The organism is Azorhizobium sp. AG788 (assembly GCF_004364705.1).
GTDB classification, from domain to species: Bacteria; Pseudomonadota; Alphaproteobacteria; order Rhizobiales; family Xanthobacteraceae; genus Azorhizobium; species Azorhizobium caulinodans.
This window is the reverse complement of record NZ_SOBM01000001.1, coordinates 812,061-832,765: the sequence shown is the minus strand read 5'-3', so window position 1 is coordinate 832,765 and position 20,705 is coordinate 812,061. Positions and strand designations below refer to the sequence as shown.

Sequence of the window (20,705 nt, the reverse complement as noted above, 5' to 3'; positions counted from 1 at the left end):
AAGGCAGGTGCGGCGGGGCAGAAACCCACGCCGCCTCTGCCGGTTTCAGAGCGCCTTGTGCAGCGGATAACCCGCGCGCGGATGGGTGTCGTAATAGTCGGGCCGCTCCGGCCAGCCGCCCTCCGGATTGAACTTGAAGGACACCACACGCACCGGCGCGCCGTGGGAAGTGGACACTTCGGCCAGCTTGATCTCCCGATCACCGGGGCCGGCGGAGAAATCCGCCACGACCGTGCCGTCCGCCGTGGTGGCGCGGGCGAAACCGAAGGTGCCGGTGGTCGCGCCCTGGACCGGATTGGCCACAAACTGCGGCGTCTCGCCGGCATCGGTGGGCGTGCCGAAGGCGGGGCTTGCGAAGGAGAGCGTGGCGAGCACGGCGCTCCGGTCCACCTTATGGTCGGCGGTCAGCGGGCGGGCGACCGAATAGAAGGTGAGCGTGCCGCCCGCGAGCGCGGCCTTGATCTCGTCGAGGGAAGAGGAGGCGAACTCCAGGGACAGGTTCATGGATGGTCTCCAGCACAGGGTTCGCTGGAGAGGCATCAAGAAGCGTGCCAGCCGCGGGACCTACATTTAAGATATTGCGTGGACTGGCACTTTTCCCCACCCAGCCGATTGGCCGCGGCCGGCGCGTCGGATTTCACACACGATGCGCGGCCGGGGTGCGACAAACGGCTTCGCCCCTTGATTGAAACCCTTCCAGACAAAGCGCTTGCACGGTTCTTGCTGGAGCATACACACACCCGGATCGCCCGCCCGGAAGGTGCGCGGCATCCGGCGCATGCGGAGGCATCGGCCATGCTTGAGACGGCGATCATCGGCGGCGGGCTGTGCGGACTGGCCCTCGCCCGCAGTCTGGCCCGGCAGGGACGTTTCGCGGCGGTGTTCGAGGCGCGACAGCGGCTCGGCGGTCGAATCCTGACACAGCACGCGGCCTCCGGCCTGCCGCTGGACCTGGGGCCGGCCTGGTTCTGGCCGGGCAATCAGCCGCTCATCTATGGTCTTCTCGCGGAACTCGGCTTCGAGAGCCTGCCGCAGCACGACGACGGCACCGTTCTGCACATGCGCGAGGCCGACGCCAAGGTGGAGCGCATCGCGGGGCGGTTCGTGCATGGCGATGCCCGCCGTGTCGCAGAGGGGCTCGGCGCACTCGTCTCCGCGCTGGCGGGCGCCCTGCCGGACGGGCGGCTCTATCTCGGCTATGCCCTGACCGAAGTGGCGGATGCCGGCGACCACGTGCGCCTCACCTTCTCAACCGACAGCGGTCCCCGCGCCATGACCGCGCGCACGGTGGTGCTTGCGCTGCCGCCACGTCTCGTGGCCGAGCGCATCCGCTTCACGCCCGCCCTGGAGCCCCATGTGATGGAGGCGCTCGAGGGCACCGCCACATGGATGGCGGCGCAGGCCAAGGTCGCCATCGCCTATGACAGCGCCGCTTGGCGGGAGGCCGGCTTCTCCGGCAATGCCTTCGTCACGCACGAGCAGGCCGTGGTGGGCGAGATTTACGACGCCTGCGGGCCGGGCGGCAGCCCCTCCGCGCTCGGCGGCTTCCTTGCCCTCGCGCCGGAGCTGCGGCAGGCCTTCGCCGCCGGCCTGCCCATGCTCATGGACAATCAGATGGTCCAGCTCTTCGGCAGCGCGGTGGAGGGCGGCGTGCAGGCCTATCAGGACTGGGCGCGGGAGCCCTTCACCTGCAGCACGCGCGATCTCGCGGCGCCCGCGCCGGAGCATGTGGACCATGGTCCGCCGCTGCTGCGCCGTCCCTTCTGGGAGGGGCGGCTGCATTTCGGCGGCTCGGAAACCGCCGCCCGAGGGGCCGGCTATCTGGAGGGCGCGCTTGAGGCCGCCCGCCGCATCGAACGCACCCTGCCGCGCCCTACGACCCAGGGCGAGACCCTCGCGGCCGATGTGGACCCCAATGCGGCCTGCCTCGCCCGCTTCACCGCCTGGGTGGCCGGCCGCAATGACGGGGCGCTCGATGCCTATCGCCGCCACCTGACCCGCGATCTCTCCACACAGCAGCGCGACCAGTTGACCCAGCGCGCCCTGCTCGCCGCCGTGGAAGGGGTCTTCAGCGAGGCGCTGGATGAACTGGCCGCCCTGCCGTTCGTGATGGACGATGTGGCGGTGGAGCGCGGCCGCTCCGCCCTGACCCCGCTGGTGCAGAAGCCCTTCGGCGTCTTTCTCCAGACTCTTCTGGACGACGCCATCGCCTTCAACCGCACCTCGTGTGCCTTGTCGAACTTCCCAACCGAGCACAAGCCGGACAAGGACTATGTGCAGGCGATGCTGCGCGACGTCGCCGCCGCCTGGCAGGACTTCTCCCGCGCCGTCAACCGCGTGCTGCTCGCCAAGGCGGCCGGCGGCGCGACGCCCGCCGCCGAACCCGCCGCCAGCGGCGCCCGCGTGATCCCCTTGCAGCACTGAGCTTTCGGTCTGGAGCCATCCCATGGATACCGATCTCGTCTATGCCATCTGCCAATTGAACGACATTCCTAGCCAGCGCGCTGTGGGCCTCCAACTGGTGCGGGTTGGGCAGGACGGCGCCGAAATCGCCTGGCCCATCGTCATCGTGCGCTGGGGCCGGCAGGTGTTCGGCTATGAGAACCGCTGCCCGCATCATGGGGTCAATCTGGACTGGGAGCGCAACCAGTTCCTCGACCCCAACGGCATCCGCCTCATGTGCGGCAAGCACGGCGCTCAGTTCGAGCTCGGCACGGGCCGCTGCATGGACGGCCCGTGCAAGGGCGAGAGCCTGACGCCCGTGCCCCTCGTGGTTCTGGACGGTGACATCTGCGTCGTCGGCGTCCAGTTGGCCGAAGATGCGGAAGACGAAGAATTCGACGCCCCGGCGACCTGCGACGAGGAAGCCTGATTTCTTATCCCCCCTGGGCTTGCGAGACGATAAGGCCCGCCGGACGGACGCCGACGGGCTTTGGGCAGGACCCCATTTCGGGAGACGGATATCTCGGTGATCCGGCGGTCAGCGGCAGCGGGAGACAGCGTCCGGACCGGGCGGCATCCGGACGCGGCGCACCGTCAGACAGGACGGTTCTCGTTGCGGTTCTTCACCGGCCCCATTCGGGCGATGCCCTCTTCCACCGTGATGGTGGGATAGGTTTCCTTGAAGCCGATCGCAGCATCCAGCACATAATCGAGCTTGCCAGCGGTATCGAGCTTCTTGATGTCGTTCTTGTCGATGGAGAGCAGGTCGGTCATCTCCTTCCAGACGGTGGATTCATCGCAGGGCAGCACGAAGAAGGTGATGCCGTCCACGACCACGCGATACTTCGCCAGAAGATCGATGTTGTTGCAGAAGATGAAGTAGGTGCCGGTCGGGGTCAGCAGGCCGGAGAGCACCTGCGCCACCTCCGGCAGATAAGCGAAGGAGTGGATGTAGCCGACGAGGATCGAGATGGTCGGCTCGCCCGCCTGCACGACGGTCAGCACCCCTTCGATGGAATAGTCCGGCGGACGCTTCTCGTCGGCCACCTGGGCCTGGAACTTCAGCGCGATATCGCCGCGAAAGCCGAAGCGGCCCGGCTTCTTGGTGGGGCCCTTGAGCACCGCGTTGAACAGGCGGTTCTCCTGGTCAAGACGGCTCAAAGCGGTCTCCTCGATGGTCACCGTCTTCTCAAGCGTGGTCATGGAAGCATCCTCGATCTCAAGCCCGTGGACCGGCGTCAGGCCGGCTGGAATCGCCTTCATGCAAATCGGGGGCCGAAACAGGATGCGCCGCGCCGGCCCTTGTGGCGCAAGGGTTGCATCGGATGACGCACCCCGAGTTTACGAACCAGAGGCTTTGTCCGCCCATGAAGCTTCAGATCGAACGGCCGCACCTCGAAGCCATGGTGGCGCGCTTTCCCGGCCTCAGCCCCTTGAAGGATCAACTGCGCTTCGGCGATCGCGTCGAGGTGGGCTTCACCCAGCTCTCCGGCGACGAGATCGATTTCCTTCAGGATCTCTATCGTGACGGCGGACCCGAGCTCGCGACCCGATCAGCCCAGATCGCGACGCTGCAACGGGCGTTCAACGACAAAAGTGTCAGGTTTACGTCGGATGCGTTGGAGGCCGTGCTCCCGGCCATCGCTGCCTATCTGGTGGAGGGGGCGATCCAGGGCTGGCTGTTCACCGCCAGCGTCACCAGCCGCCCCCTGCCCTATGTCGTGACGCGCATCGATTACACCGCCCCCTCCAATGATGAGGCCGGACGCCTGTTCGTCGAGCTGAAGGCGAACGCCAAGGGCGCGCTCACCTCCACCACCCTGCGCATCTCGGCCGGCGACATCGCCGGCAAGACGGTAGCGGAAATCCTCGCGGCCAAGGGGTTCGTCAAGGAAACGCCGGAGCTGGTCGCCGCCTATGAGGCGACGGAGGCGCGCTATTTCGAGTGGCGCGGCCGCTATGGGGCCCAGTTCACCGGCACCGGCACGGCCTTCTATACGGAAGATCCCAACGCCTCCCACCGCGACACGGACTGGTCGCGCAAGGATGTGGTGGTGCTCTCCGCCAGCGGCGGCCCGGCGCGGCTCGTCAATGACGAGAGCATCCTGACCTCCCGCGCCCTGACGCTCGACGTGCCGGGCGACATCCTCGGCGCCTATCTGCGCAAGGCGGCCAAGAGCAATCTCTATGACGCCGAAGACGAGGTGGAGCGGCAGAAGGCGGGCATCCCCGCCGGCCTGTTCAGCCGCATTCCCATCCACCCCTACATCCTCATGTTCCACCTCGACCTGCACCATTATCTGTGGGTGCATGTGGACGACATGAAACCCTATGCCTACCAGCCGGACCTCAAGCACAAGCTGGTGCTGCCGGAGGAACAGACCGACCTGATCGATATCCTCACCGCCGAGATGGACCTCTTGATGGACGACATCGTCGCCGGCAAGTCGGGCGGCACCACCGTGCTCTGCGCCGGCCCTCCCGGCGTCGGCAAGACGCTCACCGCCGAAGTGTATGCGGAGATCATCCAGCGGCCCCTCTATCGCGTGCATTCCGGCCAGCTCGGGCTCAATGCGGCGGCCATGGAGGCGGCGCTGCGCGAGACACTCACCCGCGCCCAGCGCTGGGGCGCGGTGATGCTGATCGACGAGGCCGACGTCTATATCAAGCGGCGCGAGGACGACATGACCATGAATGCGGTGGTCGGCGTCTTCCTGCGGGTGCTGGAATATTTCAACGGCCTGCTGTTCCTCACCACCAACCGCATCGATGACATTGATGAGGCCATCGTCTCGCGCTGCATCGCCCTCATCAAGTTCCACACGCCGGATGCCGCCGCCCGCCGGCGCATCTGGGGCGTGATGGCGGAGCAGTTCGCGCTCGACCTAGATGGGCAGCTCATCGACACGCTGGTGGAGACCTTTCCCGACGCCTCCGGCCGCGACATCAAGGGCCTCGCCAAGCTGGTGGCGAAATACTGCCATCACAAGCAAGTGCCGGCGGGCCTTTCCGTGTTCGAACGCTGCGCGGTCTTCCGGGGCATGGCCTGAGGCCGGACAATCGGATGGTGGGCGGTGGCGCAAACCGCCCGTGTCGCAAAGGCGACAAGGGTCTGCTTCGCGACAGCAGCAGCGACACTTCTGCAATGATTCCAAAGGACTGATCGCTGGCACGCCTCTTGCTGATCATACGTCAGAACGGCTCTGACGCATCAGGGAGACGGCCATGATCAATCTCACCGACAGCGCGTTGAATGCGGTCCGCACGGCCATTGGCTCCGCGGGCGGGCCCGTGGGCGGCCTGCGCATCCAGGTCGAGGCGGGCGGCTGCGCCGGCTACAAGTACCAGATGGGCCTCGTTGTCGATGCCGAGCCCGATGACACGGTGATCGAGCGCGAAGGCGTGCGGGTCTTCGTGGACAACAAGAGCCACGAATATCTCGCCGGCACCACCATCGACTTCGTGGTGGCGCTCGAAGGCTCGGGTTTCACCTTCGACAATCCGAACGCCAACAACAGCTGCTCCTGCGGCAAGTCCTTCGGCTGAACCGTCGCTCCCACGGAGACATTCCCATCATGCTGATCGAGACCCAGATCCCCGAGGCGGCACCGGTCGTCGAAACCGAGCGCGAACGGATCATCAAGGCGGTGATCGAGGAGATCCGCCCGAACCTCCAGCGCGACGGCGGCGACTGCCAGCTTCTCGGGCTCGAAGGCAACAAGGTGCTGGTGAAGATGACCGGCGCCTGCGTCTTCTGCAAGCTCGCGAGCATGACACTGGAGGGCATCCAGTCCCGCCTCGTAGAGCGGCTCGGAGAGCTCGTGCGCGTGGTGCCGGTCGCCGGCGCTGCGAAGCACTGAGCGGGACGGAACCGTGCCGATCTATCTCGACAACAACGCGACGACGCGGGTCGATCCCGCCGTCGTCGCGGCCATGTTGCCCTTTTTCACCGAGCAGTTCGGCAATGCCTCCTCCTCCCACGCTTTCGGCAGCAGCGTTGCCGAAAGCGTGCGCACCGCGCGGCGCAGCCTCCAGGCGCTGATCGGCGCCGCCTTCGATCATGAGATCGTCTTCACCTCGGGCGGGACGGAATCCGACAACACCGCCATCCTTTCCGCCCTCTCCACGCAGGAGGGACGGGACGAGATCGTCACCAGCGCGGTCGAGCATCCGGCGGTGCTGAACCTGCTGGATCATCTGGAAGCCACGCGCGGCATCACCATTCATCGCATCGGTGTCGATGGCGAGGGGCGGCTTGATCTTGAGGCCTTCGCCCGCGCGCTCTCGCCGCGCACGGCGCTCGCCACCATCATGTGGGCGAACAATGAGACGGGCACCCTGTTCCCCGTCGCCCAGCTGGCGCAGATGGCCCGCGCCGTCGGCGCGCTGTTCCACACGGACGCGGTTCAGGCGGTCGGCAAGATACCGATCGATCTGGCGGCGACGCAGATCGACATGCTCTCGCTCTCCGGCCACAAGCTGCACGGGCCAAAAGGCATCGGCGCCCTCTATCTGCGCAAGGGCACGCCTTTCGCCCCACTGGTGCGCGGCGGCCCGCAGGAGCGGCGGCGGCGCGGCGGCACGGAGAATGTGCCGGGCATCGTCGGCCTCGGGGCGGCGGCGGCGCTGGCGCTCGAAGAGCTGCCCGAGGAACAGGGCCGCGTGCGCGCGCTGCGCGACCGGCTGGAACAGGGCGTGCTCCAGCAGGCCGGCCCCTGCCGGGCGCTGGGCGTGCCCGACGGACGGCTGCCCAACACCACCAACATCGCCTTCGAGCATCTGGAGGGCGAGGCGGTACTGCACAATCTCAACAAGGCGGGCATCGCCGCCTCGCTCGGCTCCGCCTGCGCCTCCGGCTCCATGGAGCCGTCCCATGTGCTGAAAGCCATGCAGGTGCCGGCGAGCGCGCTGCGCGGGGCCATCCGCTTCTCGCTCTCGCGCGACAATACGGACGACGACGTCGACCGGGTTCTGCAGGTGCTGCCGGAAATCACCGCCAGGCTGCGGGCCACCGTGGCGGCCTGACCGGCCCGCCCTTTCACTGTCCGAGAGCGCGATCGGTGGATCGAGTTCCAACTTATTGAACAGAAACGGATTCAGCCTCGCATTGAAACATCAAAGCAATTCAATGCGCGGAGATCCGGCTCTAAGGCGCCAAGGAGCATCCAGACGATGAAGATCATGATCCGCCGCTCACCCGAGACCGGCCTCTCCATCTATGTTCCCAAGAAGGATCTGGAGGAGCCGATCGTCGAAAGCGAGCACCCGACCCTCTGGGGCGGCTGGATCCGCATCGCCAATGGCTGGGTGCTGGAGCTGCCCGAGATGGCGGCCGACACCACGCTGCCCATCACCGTGAATGCGCGCAAGCGCGGCGAAGACGAAGGCTGACGGCCATGAACGCCCCGACCCCGCATATCGATTTCGCCAATCCCGCCGACGCCACGGCCGTGCTGAAGGACGTCGCCGGCCAGTTGCGCGCCGGGGCGATCGTGCCCTATCTCGGGCCGGCGGTGGCCGCCCTCTCGCAACCGGAGGTGCCGCTGGGGCCGGAGGCGCTCGCGGCCTTCCTCGGCACCAAGGTGGCGCTGCCCCGCCGGGCGAAGGGCAATGCCTGGGCTTCGGCGCAGCATATCGAGAGCATGAAGCACCGCTCCACCGTCACCGCCTACATGACGGAAGCCTTCACGCCCAAGGTGGCGCCGAATGCGCTGCATGGCCTGTTGGCGTCGCTTCCGGTGCCGATGATCGTCGACACCTGGTATGACGGCGCCATGCGGGCGGCCCTTGCCGAGCGCAGCGACTGGGGCGAGGCACAGGGCATCACCCGCGCCGGCATCGGCGAGGACCGCTGGTATCGCTTCTATGATGCCGCGGGCGCGGAAACCGACAAGGCCGCGGCCGAGAGCTGGAACACCCTGCTCTACAAGCCGCACGGCAGCGTGGCGCCCGCCAAGAACTTCCTCATTTCGGACGCCGATTATGTGGAGGTTCTGACCGAGATCGACATCCAGACGCCGATCCCCGACATCGTGAAGCACCGGCGCACCGAGCGCAGCTTCCTGTTCCTCGGCTGCCGGTTCAACGACCAGATGCTGCGCACCTACGCACGGCAGCTGATCAAGCGATCGTCGGATCATCATTACGCCCTCGTCGAGCCCGATGCCCTCTCCAAGAATGAGCTGCGCTTCCTGCTGGAGGCGGGTCTCACGCCGCTCGCCTTGCCGCTGGACAAGGCGGTGGAGATCCTTTGCGCCTGAAGCGTTTCGGCATCATCTCTCCTGTGCCTGCCGCGCCCTTCGGGCGCGGTTCTTTTTTGCCCGCGCGGCCGCAGCGTCGATCTGTAATCTTTCCAACATGAGCTGTGTCGCTTCCCCCGCGCTGTTGGCAACGCGACAGGGTGGACAAAGCCGCAAAGCCTTTGATGTTCAACGCTTCCGGCTCCTTCCGCCGTGGTGGCACGGCTGTTGCTGGTATCTCCTCAGTAATATTGCGGATCGGCCAGCAGCGAGGAACGGACATGCACGGCTTGACACAGGACGTCAGCAGCGCCGGAAGCGCTCCCGACATGGGTGAGATCATGCAGGCCATTGCCGAACACAAAGGCTGTGGCACCTCGGGCGGCAGCGGCAAGGCCAGCTGCGGCTCCGGCGCGGGTCAGGGCGACCTGCCCACCGAAATCTGGGAGAAGGTGAAGAACCATCCCTGCTACAGCGAGGAAGCCCACCACCATTACGCCCGCATGCATGTGGCCGTCGCCCCGGCGTGCAACATCCAGTGCAACTACTGCAACCGCAAGTATGATTGCGCGAACGAGAGCCGGCCCGGCGTGGTGAGCGAGAAGCTTTCCCCCGAGCAGGCGGCCAAGAAGGTGCTCGCGGTGGCCTCCACCATCCCCCAGATGACGGTGCTCGGCATCGCCGGCCCGGGCGACCCGCTCGCCAATCCGGAGAAGACCTTCAAGACCTTCGAGCTGATTTCGAAGACCGCGCCAGACATCAAGCTCTGCCTGTCCACCAACGGCCTCACCCTGCCGGACCACGTGGACACCATCGCCAGCTACAATGTCGATCACGTGACCATCACCATCAACATGGTGGATCCCGAGATCGGCGCGAAGATCTACCCCTGGGTTTTCTACAAGCACAAGCGCTACACCGGCATCGACGCGGCCAAGATCCTCACCGATCGCCAGTTGCTCGGTCTCGAGATGCTCACCGCCCGCGGCATCCTCACCAAGATCAACTCGGTGATGATACCCGGCATCAACGACCAGCATTTGGTCGAGGTGAACAAGGCGGTGAAGTCGCGCGGCGCCTTCCTGCACAACATCATGCCCCTCATCTCCGCCCCCGAGCACGGCACCGTCTTCGGCCTCAACGGCCAGCGCGGCCCGACCGCCCAGGAGCTGAAGGCCCTGCAGGACAGCTGCGAGGGCGAGATGAACATGATGCGTCACTGCCGCCAATGCCGCGCCGATGCGGTGGGCCTGCTCGGCGAGGACCGCAGCGCCGAATTCACCACCGACAAGATCATGGCGATGGAGGTGAATTACGACATGGAAGGCCGCAAGGCCTACCAGGCCGCGGTGGAAGAAGAGCGCGTCGCCAAGGTCGTGGCCAAGCAGGAAGAGCTGGCTGGCCTTGCGGGCGAGATGAGCGACATCAAGCTTCTGGTGGCGGTGGCGACCAAGGGCTCGGGCCTCATCAACGAGCACTTCGGCCATGCCAAGGAATTCCAAGTCTATGAGCTCTCCACGGCGGGCGCCAAGTTCGTCGGTCATCGCCGCGTCGATCTCTATTGCCAGGGCGGCTATGGCGAGGAGGACAGCCTGGAGACCATCATCCGCGCCATCAACGACTGCCATGCGGTGTTCGTGGCGAAGATCGGTGGCTGCCCGAAGAGCGACCTGCTGAAGGCCGGTATCGAGCCGGTGGACCAGTTCGCCCACGAGTTCATCGAGAAATCGGCCATCGGCTGGTTCAAGGATTATCTCGCGAAGGTCAATTCGGGCGAGATCGAGCACGTGGCGCGTGGCGATGCCGCCATTCGCCAGGGCGCGCTCATCTCGGCCGCCTGAGCGAACGATCGGGAGGCAGCCATGGCACTCAAGATCGTCTCATCCCAGTGCACCAGTTGTTCGGCCTGTGAGCCGGAATGCCCGAACGTCGCCATCAGCGAAAAGAACGGCACGTTCTTGATCGACCCGAAGAAGTGCACCGAGTGCATCGGCCATTATGACGTGCCGCAATGCGCGGCCGTCTGTCCGGTGGACGACACCTGCATCATCGACACGTCCTACCCGCGCTACCAAGGCGCGGCGTGAGAAAAGGGGAGGCGCAGCCATGAATTTCCAGATGACACCGGCGGCGGAGCGTTTCATCCGCCTGATGCTCCGGGCGGACGGCAATGCCGCAAGCGGCTTCCGCTTGGTGCTGAGCCCCGGCGGTTGCTCCGGCCTCAGCGCGGACATCAGCGTCACCCCGGCTCCGGCCAGCGGTGATGCGGTGGTGGAAAAGAATGGCGTGCGCCTCTTCCTGCCGGCGGAAAGCCGCATCCTGCTCGAAGGCGTGACCATCGATTTCGCCGACACCGCGTCCCAGACCGGGCTGGTGTTCCGCGATCCGAAGGCCACGGGCACCTGCAGCTCGCACGGCACCGTGCAACTGTCCTGAGCGGAGCGGCCTTGCACACGGCACGCGACACCTCCGGCTCCCGCGCCCTCACCGGCGCGGGAGCCCCTGTCTCCGACGGCTTCGAGGACGCCATCCTCTCCGATCCCTTGCTGGGCGGCGGGCTGCCGGAGGACGCCGAAGCCCATCTTCATGCCGCGGGCCTTGCCTATGCGGATGGAGCTGTCGCGGAGGCGCATCTCAAGGCCGCACAAGGGCTCGCGCCTGGTCATGTGGCTGTGCTGATCGGCCTGTACCGTTTCTATTTCTACAAAGGACGGCTGGCGGAGGCGCTCGAAGTGTCCAAGGAATGTCTGATCAAGTCCGCACGGGACAACAATTTCTCCACGGACTGGCGCGATGTGCGCGCCGGCGACGCCGACTTCGGCCGCTATGAGAGCCTGAAGCCGCGCTTCTTTCTCTTCAGCCTCAAGGGCTACGCTTATCTCCAGATGCGCCTTGGCGAGCTGGAGGAAGGGCGTGCCGCCGCCACCAAGCTGATGCAGCTCGACCCGAGCGACAAGATCGGCGCCCGCGTGCTGCTCGACATTCTGGACCGGGCGGAGCAAGACGATGACGGATGACATCGACGAGGCTCTGGACTGGCAGGGCCACGACATCGATTGCGCCAGCTGCACCCATCGCGACATCGAGGCCGAAGGCCGCTGCCGGCTGAAGCATGCCTGCGTGCATGATCGCTACGCCCGGCGCATCGACCGTTTCTTCAACTGGAACCCCGGCCTCGCCAACCGTTATGTGGCGCATCCGCATTTCGAGGTGCGGGCCATCGCCGCCAAGCACGCCAGCACCTTCCTGCTGCCGCCGCTGCTGGAGGATCCGGAGGAGACCGTGCGCTGGAATGCGGCGCGCCGCTTGCCCAAGCGCCTCATCCTGCCGCTGCGCCACGATCCGCACCGGGAGGTGCGCATCCGCATCGTCTCCCTGCTGGAAGATGCCGACCTCGGCCCGATGATGGCGGACGAGGATTATTATGTGCGCCTCGTTGTGGCGCGGCGGGTCGCGCCCGCCCTGCTCGGGCGCATGATGGCCGATCCGGAGACGGAGGTCCGCCGCGTCGTCGCGCAGCGCCTGCCCCGCGAGTGGCTGCTGCGCATGGCCGATGACGCCGACGCCACCGTGCGGCTTGAGATCGCCCGCCGCCTTTCGCCCGACCTCGTGGCACGGCTCAAGAACGATGCGGACTGGCGTGTGCGCTATGAGGTGGCCTGCGCCGCCCCCGTTGGCGAACTCGACGCTCTCGCCGACGACTGCGACGATCTTGTGCGCGAGGCCGCCCGCGCCCGGCAGGCGACGCCGCGCGCCGACGGCATCGGGAGCCGGCCATGAGCAACATTGTCCGCGACAGCGACGTGGTGGAACTGAATGATCCGCCCTATTTCTCCTATGGCGAGAAGGTGCGCGCCCGCCGCACCATCCGGAACGACGGCACCTACGCCGGCAAGGAGATCGGCGACGTGCTCGCGAGGAAAGGCGAGCTCGGCTACGTGGTGAGCATCGGCACATTCCTCCAGCAGTTCTACATCTATGGCGTGGAATTCACCGAGAGCGGCAACCGCGTCGGCATGAAGCGCAAGGAGCTGGAGCCCGTGGTCTCCCGCGACGATATCGACATCCCCCTGCCGGAGTGACGACCGTGTTTGAGCCCAGAGAACCGAAATACCAGTGGGGCATGCGCGTGCGGGCCGCCATCGATCTCATCAACGACGGCTCGTTCCCCGAGGCCGCGCCTGCGCAGATTCTCGTGCCGGCCGGAGGCCTCGGCGAAATCGTGCAGGTCGGCACCCACACGGAGGCGAACCTGCCCATCTATCTCGTGGAATTCTCAGAGAAGCTGGTGGTCGGCTGCTTCGAGGAAGAGATCACGCCGCTTTGAGCGGACAACCCGCCTTACCCTTCCGCGCCGCCGCAAGGACGGGCGCGGCACGCGATCTGGAAGGAGAACCGGTGATGCGTTCCGCGGCCATGACGAGCGCCAACCTGCGCCTGTCGCCTCATCCCAATGATCTCGACCGCAAGCGCATCGAGCGCGGGCTCGAGAACCGCAAGCGCTATCGTTATGTGTCGCCGCTCGTGAAGGCGACGGCGGGCGGCTATCATATCTCTAGCCCCTGCTGCTCCCGCAACATCGACCCGGAGGGCGGCATCGTCGATGTGGCACTGCTCATCCACGAGGTGGATACCGGCCGCTGGCAGCTCTATGCCCGTGAGCATGCGGCGCGGCGCTGGGGCCTCCACAGCATCCACGAGAAGCTCTCGGATGCGCTGGAGGAGATCAACCTCGATCCCGAGCGCATCTTCTGGCAATGATTTTGCATCGTTCCAGACTGAGGCCTTCCATCATAGGGTCAGGATCATGGCGCTGGCAGAGAACGACTTGGCGGAAATCGAGAAAATCCTCTCGGCGCCGGACAACGGCAGCGGGGTGATCGCTACATTGCGTGGTCTGCTTCCGCACCTGTCCTGGACCGGCTGTGATGCTTCCGACATGTCGGACGAGCCGTTCCGCACCTATCCGGCCTATGAGGTCCATCTGCTGGACACCGCCGACCACTGCGTCCAGCTCACCTCCGATCCCGCCCGCGCCACCGGCGTCGTGCTCGCCAAGCGCAAGGTGAAGCCATGATTGAGTCCGCACTCATCGATGGCGATACCCGCGCGGAGACCGACGAAGCCGAACTCGATGTCGGCTTCATTCCCCTGTCCGACCCCGATATCACCGGCGCGGAACTGGCGGCGGTCGATGGTGTGCTCCGCAGCCCGCGCCTGTCGGGGGGAGCCGTCGTCGCGGCCTTCGAGACCGCGTTTGCGACCTATCTGGGCCGGCGCTATGCGGTGGCGGTGCCGAGCGGCACCTTCGCCCTCATGCTCGTTCTGAAGGCCTATGGCATCGGCCCGGGCGACGAGGTGATCGCCTCGCCCTATTCATTCCGCGAAACGGCCCATGCCATCAGCCTCGTGGGCGCACGACCGGTCTTCGCCGACGTGGATTACTGGTCGGGAACCCTCGTTCCCGAGAAGGCAGAGGCGCGTATCACCCCGGCCACAAAGGCCATTCTCGCGGCCAACACCAACGGCCATCCGGCCGCGTGGGACGGCCTGCGCGCCGTGGCGGAGCGGCACGGCCTGAAGCTGCTGGAGGATTCCACCGAAGCCATCGGCTCGCGCTACAAGGGCGCGCTCGTCGGCACCTTCGGCGATGCGTCGGTCTTCGACTTCTCCCAACCCTTCCCCATCACCTGCGGCGAGGGTGGGATCATCGTCACTGACGATGTGGACGTGGCGGTGACAGCCCGGCGCCACCGCGCGCACCGGCTGGACGAGCGCTCGTCCGTGGTGGTGAGCGGCACCCCGCCCTTCCAGGCCACGATGAGCGAGATTTCCGCCGCTCTGGCCCTGACCCAGCTTCAGCGGCTGGACGAGATCCTGGAACGGCGGCGCAGCACCGAGCACCTCTATTACAAGCACATCAAGTCCTTCGAGGGGATCAAGGATCCCTACATGGCGCCCGATGTGACCGAGGTGAACTGGTTCCTCTACCTCGTGCACCTCGGCAACCGCTTCTCGCGCTCCAGCCGCGACTCCATCGTGGAGGACCTGAAGGTCGAGCAGGTGGAGGCCGCCGGCTATTGCCACCCGCTGCACCTGCAGCGGCACTATTTCGACCTGGGATACCGGCGTGGCGACTGTCTGGTCTCGGAGAAGCTCGCGGACCGAGCCGTCGCCCTCCCTTTCCACGCCCATCTGAGCGAGGACCAGATCCAGTTCATCGTCGAGACGATGAAGGACGCCTCCATCAATGTGGGCGCGGGAGCAGCCATTTATTGACGCCCGCCGGCGCTGCCGGCGGAACGTCCATCGGGAGCCGGAGCCAAGGGATCGCGATCCCGGCCACCCTCCGTCTCGTAACTGATCATTCAATCATCTGCACCGGCCCGGCCGGGGCGGAACAGGTGTCGCATACCCGAAGACATGAAGGAGGTTTCCATGACCACTGTCACCATCTCTCCCAGTGGGGAAGTGCTCGAAGCGGCCGAAGGCATGAGCCTGCTGGACGTGCTGCTGAAGGGCGACATCAAGATCCCGCACAAGTGCGACGGCAAGGCCTCCTGCGGCAGCTGCCATATCTTCGTGCAGGAGGGCCGCAAGGGCCTCACCAAGATCGCCCGCGAGGAGAATGAGAAGCTCGACTCCATCGTCGGCGTCGGCTCGAAGTCCCGCCTCGCCTGCCAGGCGAAGGTGCTGGGCACCGAAAACATCAAGATCGAGCTCCTGGGCTTCGGCTCGGGCCTCTGAGTTTCCGCGTGCGTCCGGGCACCCGCCCTCGCCCGGACGTTCCGCTTCCTTTGACCCCAGCAGACGGAGTGGACCCATGAGCAATGCCATTCTTCACGTGCGCTTTGCTGCCAACGGCAGCGTCATCGAGATCAGCGAACGCCCTGCAGCGCTCACGCCTCAGGACTGGTTCAATTTCCTGAGCCTCGAGGTGCCGAGCACCTACCAGGCCCTCGCCGGCGGCCGCGGCGTGTTCCGCATCCCGACGGAAGCGCTTCCGGCGCTGAAGGCAAGCGCCGCCCCCGCCGCCGCGTGATATCCGGAGATGATCATGGTGCCGCACGCCCGACAGCCCGCAGACGTTTCGCCACCGGCCTGCGCGGGAGCGGCCCGATGAACCATCCCATCACCCACTGGCCTCAGACGGGGGCGCCCGTCCCCCCGCCTGACCTTGCCCTGGATGGGCGGGACAAGCCGACCCTCGGCGAGTCGTCGGCAAGCGCTGCCGCTCTGCCCATTGCGGACGCGCCCAGCAGCTTCGCGCGTGCCCTGCTTGATCTCGACACGCTGACGCCGGCAGCGCGCGCGGACGTACGCGCGCTCCTCGCCGCTCACGGCCTCTGTGCGCCCGAGATGGGGCAGCCACCAGCCGCTCCGGCCCGTCCTTCGGCCGACGCTTCGGATACGGCGGACCTCCTCCCTTTCGATGCCCTGCTGAAATGCCGGCGCCGCCTTGGCCGCGCCGGCTCATCCCAACCCGCCGTGCATGTGGAACTCGATCTCAGCGAGACGCCGGTCGCGTTCCAGCCCGGAGATGCCATCGGCATCCTGCCGGAGAACGATCCGATCCTCGTGCAGCGCATCCTCGACCATCTCGGCCTCGCCGGCCGCCTCGCGGATGGCGAAAGCCTGCGCGCCCATCTTCTGGCGCGTTACGATCTCGACCATGCGACGCCGGATCTGTTCCACTTGATTGCGACCCTTGCAACGGGCGAACGACGGGACATCGCCCTCGCGCTGCGCGATGCCCCTGCGCCCGCCATGGACGTGCTTTCGGCGCTCGGCCTGCTCTCGCGCTTCCGGCCGAGTCCGGAGGCGCTGCTCGCGTGCCTCGCCCCCCTCGAACCCCGCTTCCATCTCGTGACCTCCAGCGCCCGTCTCCAGCCGGGCATCGCGGCCCTCGTGGTGGAGAGGGAGGACAAAGGGAGTGCGCCGACATTCCTGAGCACGCGTGCGCCGGTGGGCTCCCGCCTTCAGTGCCTGCTGCGGCGGGCGCCGCACTTCCGCCTGCCGCAGCAAAGGGATGTCCCGCTCATCATGATCGGCGCAGGCGTAGGGATCGCCCCCTTCCGGGCCTTCCTGCAGGACCGGCGGGCGCGCATGGAGTCCGGGCCCGCCTGGCTGTTCTTCAGCCATGCCAGCGCCGCCACCGATTATTTCTACGAGGACGAATTGCGGGCCTTCCGCGCGCAGGGACACCTCACCACCCTCACCACGGCCTGGACACAGTCCGGCCCCCAAGCAGGGAGCCTGGAAGGACGGCTTGCGGAAGCCGCTCCCGAGCTGCTCGCCTGGATCAGCGAGGGCGCGCATGTCTATGTCTGTGGCGACGATGTGGTGACGGCCGGCGTCGAGCGGACCATGGTTGGTCTCCTCGCGGGTCACCTGGCATTAGCCGGAGCGGGGGACCTCGACGCGCTCAAGGCGCAGGATCGCTATCACGTCGAGCGCCTCTGAATCAGAGGCGTCCGCCCGGCCCATTCTCGATGCGTCATGCGGGCTCCACCATCTCGGCAATCGCGACTTGACCGAGCTTTGACGGAGCGTAGCCCTCTTCCGCCAGAACCCGCCGCACCACCGGGCGGTCCAGCATGCGTGCGTAGTGCGCGGCAACGGCGGACGGCAAAGCGAGACCGAGCTTGTCAGCCCAGAATTCCAGATAGAACAGGATGGGGTCCGCGACGCTGAAGCCCCCCGCAAGGTAGGGCCCTTCGCCCAGCGCCTGCGCAAGCACACCGAACCCCTTGCGCACGATTTCCTCGCCCAGCGCCTTCACGGCCGGATGGTCGGCCGCGTTGCGCGTGAAGGTGGAGGTGGCGAAGAGGCGGGCGAAGCCCTGGCCGTGGATGGTCGCGGTCATATAGGCCATGGCCTCCAGCAGCCGGGTTTCCACCTCCACGTCCTGCGGCCAGAGTCCGGCGCGCGGATGCGTGCGCCCGAGCCAATAGGCGATGGCCGGCACCTCCGTGAGGGCTGTCCCGTCGCGCCGCACGAGAGTGGGGATCGTCGATTTCGGATTGATCGCCACGTATTCCGGCCGGAAGTGGTCGCCCGCCGGCAGGTTCACCACATGAGCCTCGAAGACCTGCTCCAGCTCTTCCAGCAGAATGTGAATGCCGGTCGAGCACGAGCCGGGCGTCATATAGAATTTCATCATCGCCATGGGAGCCTCCCCGACGCCGCGGCGCCTTCGGCACGCTTCATGCAAATATCGGCGCAGGTGGCGAGATCAGGCCCGGTGACGCGCGGGAGGCGACATCGGGCCGTCGGATTTGCGACGCCGAAACCCCAAGGGAGCAGAACCGTGCCGGCCGACGATATCGAGGTCTATGCCATCTGCCACCGGGAGGCGATCAGCCCCGGCGAGGCGAAGGCCTTCAGCCTCTTCCGGCGCCACGAGAATGGCGAGGCGCGTCCCTTTTCCATCTTCGTCATCCGCAAGAGCGCGCGGGAATATGTAGGCTATGTGAACGTGTGCCCGCACAACAGGACCTGGCTCAACATCAGCTCCGGCGGCTTCCTCACCGCCGATCGCGCGCGCATCGCCTGCAGCCGCCACCGTGCGGAATTCGACATCGAGAGCGGCACCTGCCTCTCCGGCCCCTGTGAAGGAGCGAGCCTTGAGCCGCTGGCCCTCACCATCATCGCCGGCGACGTGTGCCTGTGTGGCGTCAGCCTGGTGGAAGAGGAAAGCGCGCGGGAGGAGCCCGACGAGACCATGGAGATCTCGATCCACCCGGAATGAGTTCCTGATCATCCTTTCTTCCGCAACAGGACAAGCTGAGCATGATCGAAGAGGCAGAGACAGCGCAGTGGCCGGACCAGCGGTTCTTCGTGTCCTACACGGGCGTCAAGCTGCCGTTCACGCTCGTCAATCCCATCGCGGCGGACGCGCTCTCCAATCGCAACACCTTCATCCGCGCCTATTTCGATGCCGCGGGCGTGCTGCGCGGCTTCGACAAGGTGGTCTATGGCGAGATCGAACTTTCCCACCGCTATGCCTATCACGACAATGGCGCGCTGCGGCACGCGGCCATCGTGATGCTGGATGAGGAGCCGGCCGAACTCGCCTTCGATGCCGCCGGCATCCCCATCGCCTCCGAAGCCTGACACAGCGGGGAGCCCGCCATGACCGTCGCCCAGCTCATCGCCGCCCTCTCCAGCCTGCCGGCGGACGCCGTGGTACTGATGGATTGCGACGGCGGCCTCGCGGGCGTCGACAGCCTCGATTTCATCGCCGGCGAAGGCCCGGGCGCGCCCTCCGAGGTGATTCTCCAGCCGAGCCTGGAGGAATGAGGGAACGTGCGGCGCTGTCGGCGCGCGGCCGATGAACTGGGACACTTTGGGCGCTGAACACGACGCGCCGGTGTGATAGGGCTGCCGGCAAAGGAGAGAGCGATGTCCGAGACCGTGGCCGAAGTCACCATTTTCGAGCGCATCGGCGGGGCCGAGACGGTGGATCGTCTGGTGGAAGCCTTCTATCGGCGCATGGACACCGAACTGGACGCCCGGCGCATCCGCCTCATGCATGCGGACGATCTCTCCCACACCAAGGCCGTGCTCAAGCGCTATCTCACCGAATGGCTCGGCGGGCCGAAGCTTTATTCGGTGGAGAAGGGCCATCCCCGCCTGCGGCAGCGGCACATGGGCTTTGCCATCGCGTCGCCGGACGCCGAGGCCTGGATGCTCTGCATGCGCGGCGCCATGGCCGAGACGATCGCGGACGAGGCCGTCCGCAGCCATCTCGACGACACGCTGACCAAGCTCGCCTACTGGATGCGCAACCAGCCCGACGCGCCCGAGGGCACACAGACCTGGAAGCCCTGAGCGATCCTGTCGAACGCCGGTTCCGCTCCGCTGGACCGCAGCCACATCGCAGGGGCGGGGCAAAGCCGCCGCGCTTTCGAAGATTTAGAGCGGAATCCCAAAAAACTCCTCCTCGGCTCCGCCCCAGGCCTTGTGCAGGGAAAGCGCCGTCGACCATTTGTCCATCTCGGCCGGCTCGGCCATGCGGTGGGAGATGACGCCGCCGGGCTTCTCCGCCAGCAGGAAGGACTTTCCGTTGCGCAGGAAGCGCTGGAGATCCTTGTTGTCCGTGGGCCGGACCACGCAGCGCGGCGCCTCGTCGATCAGGATGGTGGTGGGCAGCATCGTCGAACCTCCCGTCTCGAGAACATTACGCCGGCCCCTTCGGGCACGGCCGGCGGCGCGAGACACGGTGGCCCGGCGCCGCCGCGTCGCCGTCAGAATCCGTCGCGCTTCTTGCCCCAGGGATGGGAACCAGGAACGAGCGAAGCGGTGATCCCCGCCTTGGCCACGTCCGCGAGCGTCTTGTAGAGCGTCGCTTCGTGGACAAGCGTGCCGCTCGTCGTGTTCACGGCCACATAGCGGGCGACCCGGTCCACCTCACACAGATAGCCGCCGCCGGGATCCTCCGTCGCCCGGATGTTGCCGTCCCAGTCCACGAAGAAACCTTCGCTCATCTCAACGCCCCGTGCTGCATCCCGGCTGCGCGCCGGACGCAACGGCCCGAGCAAGATTCTTGCCGGTCCGGACCGCCAGCGCCGGCCCGCGTCCCACGCCTGAGCGTGCGGCCTCTGTCGGCAAGGCAACAGGAGGGCCTGTCGCGATGGAGCCATTGCGACGCGGGAACGGCCCCGTTCCAACCGGATCTTCGGCCTATCCGCCGCGCTGCGCGACGACCTCGCTCAAGGCCCGCGCCACCCGGTCCCGGCAGGCGATGAGGCGGGCATGATCCGCCGCGCTGAGGGTGATGCTGCCCGCCTCCGGCGGCCCCACCTCGCTCATGCCCTCCTGAGGCGCGAAGGCGGCCGCCATGGCCTCGAACAGCGCCCGCTCCAACTGGTAGATGTGCTCGCTGGCCCGCTCCAGATAGGGCAGCGGGTTGGCGCGCACATTCTCCTCATGGAGGGCCTCAAGGCCAAGCTGCGTCCGCAGCCGGCGCGCGGCCCAGGCCGTGGCCGCCGCGGACGTTTCACCTTCACGCATCCCGTTCTC

General features: G+C 66.5%; 31 protein-coding genes. 25 read left to right on the top strand and 6 right to left on the bottom strand.

The annotated features are described in order from the left end of the window. Window positions 1–45: 45 nt before the first annotated feature. On the bottom strand, window positions 46–504 hold the full coding sequence (locus DFO45_RS03895) for a hypothetical protein (RefSeq protein WP_133863788.1): 459 nt from the start codon (window positions 502–504) through the stop codon (window positions 46–48). 291 nt (window positions 505–795) lie between these two features. On the opposite strand from DFO45_RS03895, the gene DFO45_RS03890 reads away from it, so the two are divergent. Together DFO45_RS03890 and DFO45_RS03885 are read left to right on the top strand one after the other, a co-directional pair. Continuing rightward, the gene (locus DFO45_RS03890) at window positions 796–2,424 is read left to right on the top strand and encodes an FAD-dependent oxidoreductase (protein WP_133863787.1); all 1,629 of its coding nucleotides are present in this window, start codon (window positions 796–798) and stop codon (window positions 2,422–2,424) included. Window positions 2,425–2,446: 22 nt separating this feature from the next. Next, entirely contained in the window at window positions 2,447–2,872 is a 426-nt protein-coding gene (locus DFO45_RS03885) for a Rieske 2Fe-2S domain-containing protein (RefSeq protein ID WP_012171929.1), read from the top strand. Between the two features lie 164 nt (window positions 2,873–3,036). Here the strand turns inward: DFO45_RS03885 and DFO45_RS03880 are convergent, their stop codons facing one another. Then, complete coding sequence (locus tag DFO45_RS03880) at window positions 3,037–3,645, bottom strand: hypothetical protein (protein WP_133863786.1); 609 nt, start codon at window positions 3,643–3,645, stop codon at window positions 3,037–3,039. A 164-nt stretch (window positions 3,646–3,809) separates the two neighbouring features. Between DFO45_RS03880 and DFO45_RS03875 the strand changes: the two genes are divergently transcribed. The 19 genes from DFO45_RS03875 to DFO45_RS03785 all read left to right on the top strand — a co-directional run bounded on the left by DFO45_RS03875 (window position 3,810) and on the right by DFO45_RS03785 (window position 17,144). Next, window positions 3,810–5,492, top strand: a complete 1,683-nt coding sequence (locus DFO45_RS03875) for an ATP-binding protein (protein WP_133863785.1) — start codon at window positions 3,810–3,812, stop codon at window positions 5,490–5,492. Window positions 5,493–5,667: 175 nt separating this feature from the next. Continuing rightward, window positions 5,668–5,988, top strand: a complete 321-nt coding sequence (locus tag DFO45_RS03870; protein ID WP_133863784.1) for an iron-sulfur cluster assembly accessory protein — start codon at window positions 5,668–5,670, stop codon at window positions 5,986–5,988. A 29-nt stretch (window positions 5,989–6,017) separates the two neighbouring features. Continuing rightward, entirely contained in the window at window positions 6,018–6,302 is a 285-nt protein-coding gene (locus DFO45_RS03865) for a NifU family protein (RefSeq protein ID WP_012171933.1), read from the top strand. Window positions 6,303–6,315: 13 nt separating this feature from the next. Then, window positions 6,316–7,467 carry a cysteine desulfurase NifS gene (gene nifS / locus DFO45_RS03860; protein ID WP_280960272.1) on the top strand — a complete coding sequence of 384 codons (1,152 nt, stop codon included), beginning with the start codon at window positions 6,316–6,318 and terminating at the stop codon, window positions 7,465–7,467. 147 nt (window positions 7,468–7,614) lie between these two features. Next, window positions 7,615–7,833: a putative nitrogen fixation protein NifT gene (nifT, locus tag DFO45_RS03855; RefSeq protein WP_012171935.1), complete on the top strand. Its 219-nt coding sequence runs from the start codon at window positions 7,615–7,617 to the stop codon at window positions 7,831–7,833. 5 nt (window positions 7,834–7,838) lie between these two features. Continuing rightward, window positions 7,839–8,702 carry an SIR2 family protein gene (locus DFO45_RS03850; RefSeq protein ID WP_133863782.1) on the top strand — a complete coding sequence of 288 codons (864 nt, stop codon included), beginning with the start codon at window positions 7,839–7,841 and terminating at the stop codon, window positions 8,700–8,702. A gap of 260 nt (window positions 8,703–8,962) precedes the next feature. Continuing rightward, a complete protein-coding gene (gene nifB / locus DFO45_RS03845; RefSeq protein ID WP_133863781.1) occupies window positions 8,963–10,522 on the top strand; it encodes a nitrogenase cofactor biosynthesis protein NifB in 1,560 nt (519 codons plus the stop codon). Window positions 10,523–10,543: 21 nt separating this feature from the next. After that, on the top strand, window positions 10,544–10,768 hold the full coding sequence (locus tag DFO45_RS03840; RefSeq protein ID WP_133863780.1) for a YfhL family 4Fe-4S dicluster ferredoxin: 225 nt from the start codon (window positions 10,544–10,546) through the stop codon (window positions 10,766–10,768). A 19-nt stretch (window positions 10,769–10,787) separates the two neighbouring features. Beyond that, window positions 10,788–11,117, top strand: coding sequence for an iron-sulfur cluster assembly accessory protein (locus DFO45_RS03835; RefSeq protein ID WP_012171939.1), 330 nt, complete (start codon window positions 10,788–10,790; stop codon window positions 11,115–11,117). A 92-nt stretch (window positions 11,118–11,209) separates the two neighbouring features. Beyond that, a complete protein-coding gene (locus tag DFO45_RS03830; protein ID WP_133863867.1) occupies window positions 11,210–11,698 on the top strand; it encodes a hypothetical protein in 489 nt (162 codons plus the stop codon). Continuing rightward, window positions 11,688–12,461, top strand: a complete 774-nt coding sequence (locus DFO45_RS03825) for a 4Fe4S-binding leucine-rich repeat protein (protein ID WP_133863779.1) — start codon at window positions 11,688–11,690, stop codon at window positions 12,459–12,461. The genes DFO45_RS03830 and DFO45_RS03825 overlap by 11 nt, the downstream gene beginning before the upstream one ends. Further along, complete coding sequence (locus DFO45_RS03820) at window positions 12,458–12,763, top strand: nitrogen fixation protein NifZ (RefSeq protein ID WP_012171942.1); 306 nt, start codon at window positions 12,458–12,460, stop codon at window positions 12,761–12,763. Before DFO45_RS03825 ends, DFO45_RS03820 begins: the two co-directional genes overlap by 4 nt. A gap of 5 nt (window positions 12,764–12,768) precedes the next feature. Further along, window positions 12,769–13,008: a nitrogen fixation protein NifZ gene (locus DFO45_RS03815; RefSeq protein ID WP_043879534.1), complete on the top strand. Its 240-nt coding sequence runs from the start codon at window positions 12,769–12,771 to the stop codon at window positions 13,006–13,008. Window positions 13,009–13,082: 74 nt separating this feature from the next. Next, window positions 13,083–13,442 (top strand): DUF3024 domain-containing protein, encoded by a 360-nt coding sequence (locus DFO45_RS03810; RefSeq protein ID WP_043879535.1) that lies wholly within the window; start codon window positions 13,083–13,085, stop codon window positions 13,440–13,442. Window positions 13,443–13,488: 46 nt separating this feature from the next. Next, a complete protein-coding gene (locus tag DFO45_RS03805) occupies window positions 13,489–13,758 on the top strand; it encodes a hypothetical protein (RefSeq protein ID WP_012171945.1) in 270 nt (89 codons plus the stop codon). Next, window positions 13,755–14,960 carry a DegT/DnrJ/EryC1/StrS family aminotransferase gene (locus DFO45_RS03800; protein WP_133863778.1) on the top strand — a complete coding sequence of 402 codons (1,206 nt, stop codon included), beginning with the start codon at window positions 13,755–13,757 and terminating at the stop codon, window positions 14,958–14,960. Before DFO45_RS03805 ends, DFO45_RS03800 begins: the two co-directional genes overlap by 4 nt. Before the next feature lie 159 nt (window positions 14,961–15,119). Then, entirely contained in the window at window positions 15,120–15,428 is a 309-nt protein-coding gene (locus tag DFO45_RS03795; RefSeq protein ID WP_133863777.1) for a 2Fe-2S iron-sulfur cluster-binding protein, read from the top strand. A 76-nt stretch (window positions 15,429–15,504) separates the two neighbouring features. Further along, complete coding sequence (locus DFO45_RS03790) at window positions 15,505–15,723, top strand: hypothetical protein (RefSeq protein WP_043879536.1); 219 nt, start codon at window positions 15,505–15,507, stop codon at window positions 15,721–15,723. Between the two features lie 77 nt (window positions 15,724–15,800). After that, window positions 15,801–17,144 (top strand): hypothetical protein, encoded by a 1,344-nt coding sequence (locus DFO45_RS03785; protein ID WP_133863776.1) that lies wholly within the window; start codon window positions 15,801–15,803, stop codon window positions 17,142–17,144. 34 nt (window positions 17,145–17,178) lie between these two features. Here DFO45_RS03785 and DFO45_RS03780 read toward each other — a convergent pair whose 3' ends face one another. Further along, a complete protein-coding gene (locus tag DFO45_RS03780; RefSeq protein ID WP_133863866.1) occupies window positions 17,179–17,841 on the bottom strand; it encodes a glutathione S-transferase family protein in 663 nt (220 codons plus the stop codon). A gap of 150 nt (window positions 17,842–17,991) precedes the next feature. Here DFO45_RS03780 and DFO45_RS03775 point away from each other — a divergent pair, with 150 nt between their 5' ends. From DFO45_RS03775 to DFO45_RS03765, 4 genes are all read left to right on the top strand, one after another. Continuing rightward, window positions 17,992–18,432 (top strand): Rieske 2Fe-2S domain-containing protein, encoded by a 441-nt coding sequence (locus DFO45_RS03775; RefSeq protein WP_133863775.1) that lies wholly within the window; start codon window positions 17,992–17,994, stop codon window positions 18,430–18,432. 41 nt (window positions 18,433–18,473) lie between these two features. After that, window positions 18,474–18,797 (top strand): DUF6156 family protein, encoded by a 324-nt coding sequence (locus DFO45_RS03770; RefSeq protein ID WP_012171951.1) that lies wholly within the window; start codon window positions 18,474–18,476, stop codon window positions 18,795–18,797. Between the two features lie 18 nt (window positions 18,798–18,815). Continuing rightward, window positions 18,816–18,983, top strand: a complete 168-nt coding sequence (locus DFO45_RS24880; protein ID WP_166657039.1) for a hypothetical protein — start codon at window positions 18,816–18,818, stop codon at window positions 18,981–18,983. A gap of 102 nt (window positions 18,984–19,085) precedes the next feature. Then, window positions 19,086–19,514, top strand: a complete 429-nt coding sequence (locus tag DFO45_RS03765) for a group II truncated hemoglobin (protein WP_043879538.1) — start codon at window positions 19,086–19,088, stop codon at window positions 19,512–19,514. A gap of 84 nt (window positions 19,515–19,598) precedes the next feature. On the opposite strand, the gene DFO45_RS03760 is transcribed toward DFO45_RS03765, so the two are convergent. The 3 genes from DFO45_RS03760 to DFO45_RS03750 form a co-directional block, all read right to left on the bottom strand. Beyond that, a complete protein-coding gene (locus tag DFO45_RS03760; RefSeq protein WP_012171954.1) occupies window positions 19,599–19,838 on the bottom strand; it encodes a hypothetical protein in 240 nt (79 codons plus the stop codon). A gap of 92 nt (window positions 19,839–19,930) precedes the next feature. Then, complete coding sequence (locus tag DFO45_RS03755) at window positions 19,931–20,170, bottom strand: hypothetical protein (RefSeq protein WP_043879539.1); 240 nt, start codon at window positions 20,168–20,170, stop codon at window positions 19,931–19,933. A gap of 196 nt (window positions 20,171–20,366) precedes the next feature. After that, window positions 20,367–20,696 carry a hypothetical protein gene (locus DFO45_RS03750; RefSeq protein WP_012171956.1) on the bottom strand — a complete coding sequence of 110 codons (330 nt, stop codon included), beginning with the start codon at window positions 20,694–20,696 and terminating at the stop codon, window positions 20,367–20,369. Between the last annotated feature and the right edge of the window lie 9 nt (window positions 20,697–20,705).

What these genes read in the sequence shown, in the direction of transcription:
- DFO45_RS03895 (WP_133863788.1), bottom strand. Translation starts at nt 504, where the DNA reads ATGAACCTGTCCCTGGAGTTCGCCTCCTCTTCCCTCGACGAGATCAAG.
- DFO45_RS03890 (WP_133863787.1), top strand. Translation starts at nt 796, where the DNA reads ATGCTTGAGACGGCGATCATCGGCGGCGGGCTGTGCGGACTGGCCCTC.
- DFO45_RS03885 (WP_012171929.1), top strand. Translation starts at nt 2,447, where the DNA reads ATGGATACCGATCTCGTCTATGCCATCTGCCAATTGAACGACATTCCT.
- DFO45_RS03880 (WP_133863786.1), bottom strand. Translation starts at nt 3,645, where the DNA reads ATGACCACGCTTGAGAAGACGGTGACCATCGAGGAGACCGCTTTGAGC.
- DFO45_RS03875 (WP_133863785.1), top strand. Translation starts at nt 3,810, where the DNA reads ATGAAGCTTCAGATCGAACGGCCGCACCTCGAAGCCATGGTGGCGCGC.
- DFO45_RS03870 (WP_133863784.1), top strand. Translation starts at nt 5,668, where the DNA reads ATGATCAATCTCACCGACAGCGCGTTGAATGCGGTCCGCACGGCCATT.
- DFO45_RS03865 (WP_012171933.1), top strand. Translation starts at nt 6,018, where the DNA reads ATGCTGATCGAGACCCAGATCCCCGAGGCGGCACCGGTCGTCGAAACC.
- nifT (WP_012171935.1), top strand. Translation starts at nt 7,615, where the DNA reads ATGAAGATCATGATCCGCCGCTCACCCGAGACCGGCCTCTCCATCTAT.
- DFO45_RS03850 (WP_133863782.1), top strand. Translation starts at nt 7,839, where the DNA reads ATGAACGCCCCGACCCCGCATATCGATTTCGCCAATCCCGCCGACGCC.
- nifB (WP_133863781.1), top strand. Translation starts at nt 8,963, where the DNA reads ATGCACGGCTTGACACAGGACGTCAGCAGCGCCGGAAGCGCTCCCGAC.
- DFO45_RS03840 (WP_133863780.1), top strand. Translation starts at nt 10,544, where the DNA reads ATGGCACTCAAGATCGTCTCATCCCAGTGCACCAGTTGTTCGGCCTGT.
- DFO45_RS03835 (WP_012171939.1), top strand. Translation starts at nt 10,788, where the DNA reads ATGAATTTCCAGATGACACCGGCGGCGGAGCGTTTCATCCGCCTGATG.
- DFO45_RS03825 (WP_133863779.1), top strand. Translation starts at nt 11,688, where the DNA reads ATGACGGATGACATCGACGAGGCTCTGGACTGGCAGGGCCACGACATC.
- DFO45_RS03820 (WP_012171942.1), top strand. Translation starts at nt 12,458, where the DNA reads ATGAGCAACATTGTCCGCGACAGCGACGTGGTGGAACTGAATGATCCG.
- DFO45_RS03810 (WP_043879535.1), top strand. Translation starts at nt 13,083, where the DNA reads ATGCGTTCCGCGGCCATGACGAGCGCCAACCTGCGCCTGTCGCCTCAT.
- DFO45_RS03805 (WP_012171945.1), top strand. Translation starts at nt 13,489, where the DNA reads ATGGCGCTGGCAGAGAACGACTTGGCGGAAATCGAGAAAATCCTCTCG.
- DFO45_RS03800 (WP_133863778.1), top strand. Translation starts at nt 13,755, where the DNA reads ATGATTGAGTCCGCACTCATCGATGGCGATACCCGCGCGGAGACCGAC.
- DFO45_RS03795 (WP_133863777.1), top strand. Translation starts at nt 15,120, where the DNA reads ATGACCACTGTCACCATCTCTCCCAGTGGGGAAGTGCTCGAAGCGGCC.
- DFO45_RS03790 (WP_043879536.1), top strand. Translation starts at nt 15,505, where the DNA reads ATGAGCAATGCCATTCTTCACGTGCGCTTTGCTGCCAACGGCAGCGTC.
- DFO45_RS03785 (WP_133863776.1), top strand. Translation starts at nt 15,801, where the DNA reads ATGAACCATCCCATCACCCACTGGCCTCAGACGGGGGCGCCCGTCCCC.
- DFO45_RS03780 (WP_133863866.1), bottom strand. Translation starts at nt 17,841, where the DNA reads ATGAAATTCTATATGACGCCCGGCTCGTGCTCGACCGGCATTCACATT.
- DFO45_RS03770 (WP_012171951.1), top strand. Translation starts at nt 18,474, where the DNA reads ATGATCGAAGAGGCAGAGACAGCGCAGTGGCCGGACCAGCGGTTCTTC.
- DFO45_RS24880 (WP_166657039.1), top strand. Translation starts at nt 18,816, where the DNA reads ATGACCGTCGCCCAGCTCATCGCCGCCCTCTCCAGCCTGCCGGCGGAC.
- DFO45_RS03765 (WP_043879538.1), top strand. Translation starts at nt 19,086, where the DNA reads ATGTCCGAGACCGTGGCCGAAGTCACCATTTTCGAGCGCATCGGCGGG.
- DFO45_RS03760 (WP_012171954.1), bottom strand. Translation starts at nt 19,838, where the DNA reads ATGCTGCCCACCACCATCCTGATCGACGAGGCGCCGCGCTGCGTGGTC.
- DFO45_RS03755 (WP_043879539.1), bottom strand. Translation starts at nt 20,170, where the DNA reads ATGAGCGAAGGTTTCTTCGTGGACTGGGACGGCAACATCCGGGCGACG.
- DFO45_RS03750 (WP_012171956.1), bottom strand. Translation starts at nt 20,696, where the DNA reads ATGCGTGAAGGTGAAACGTCCGCGGCGGCCACGGCCTGGGCCGCGCGC.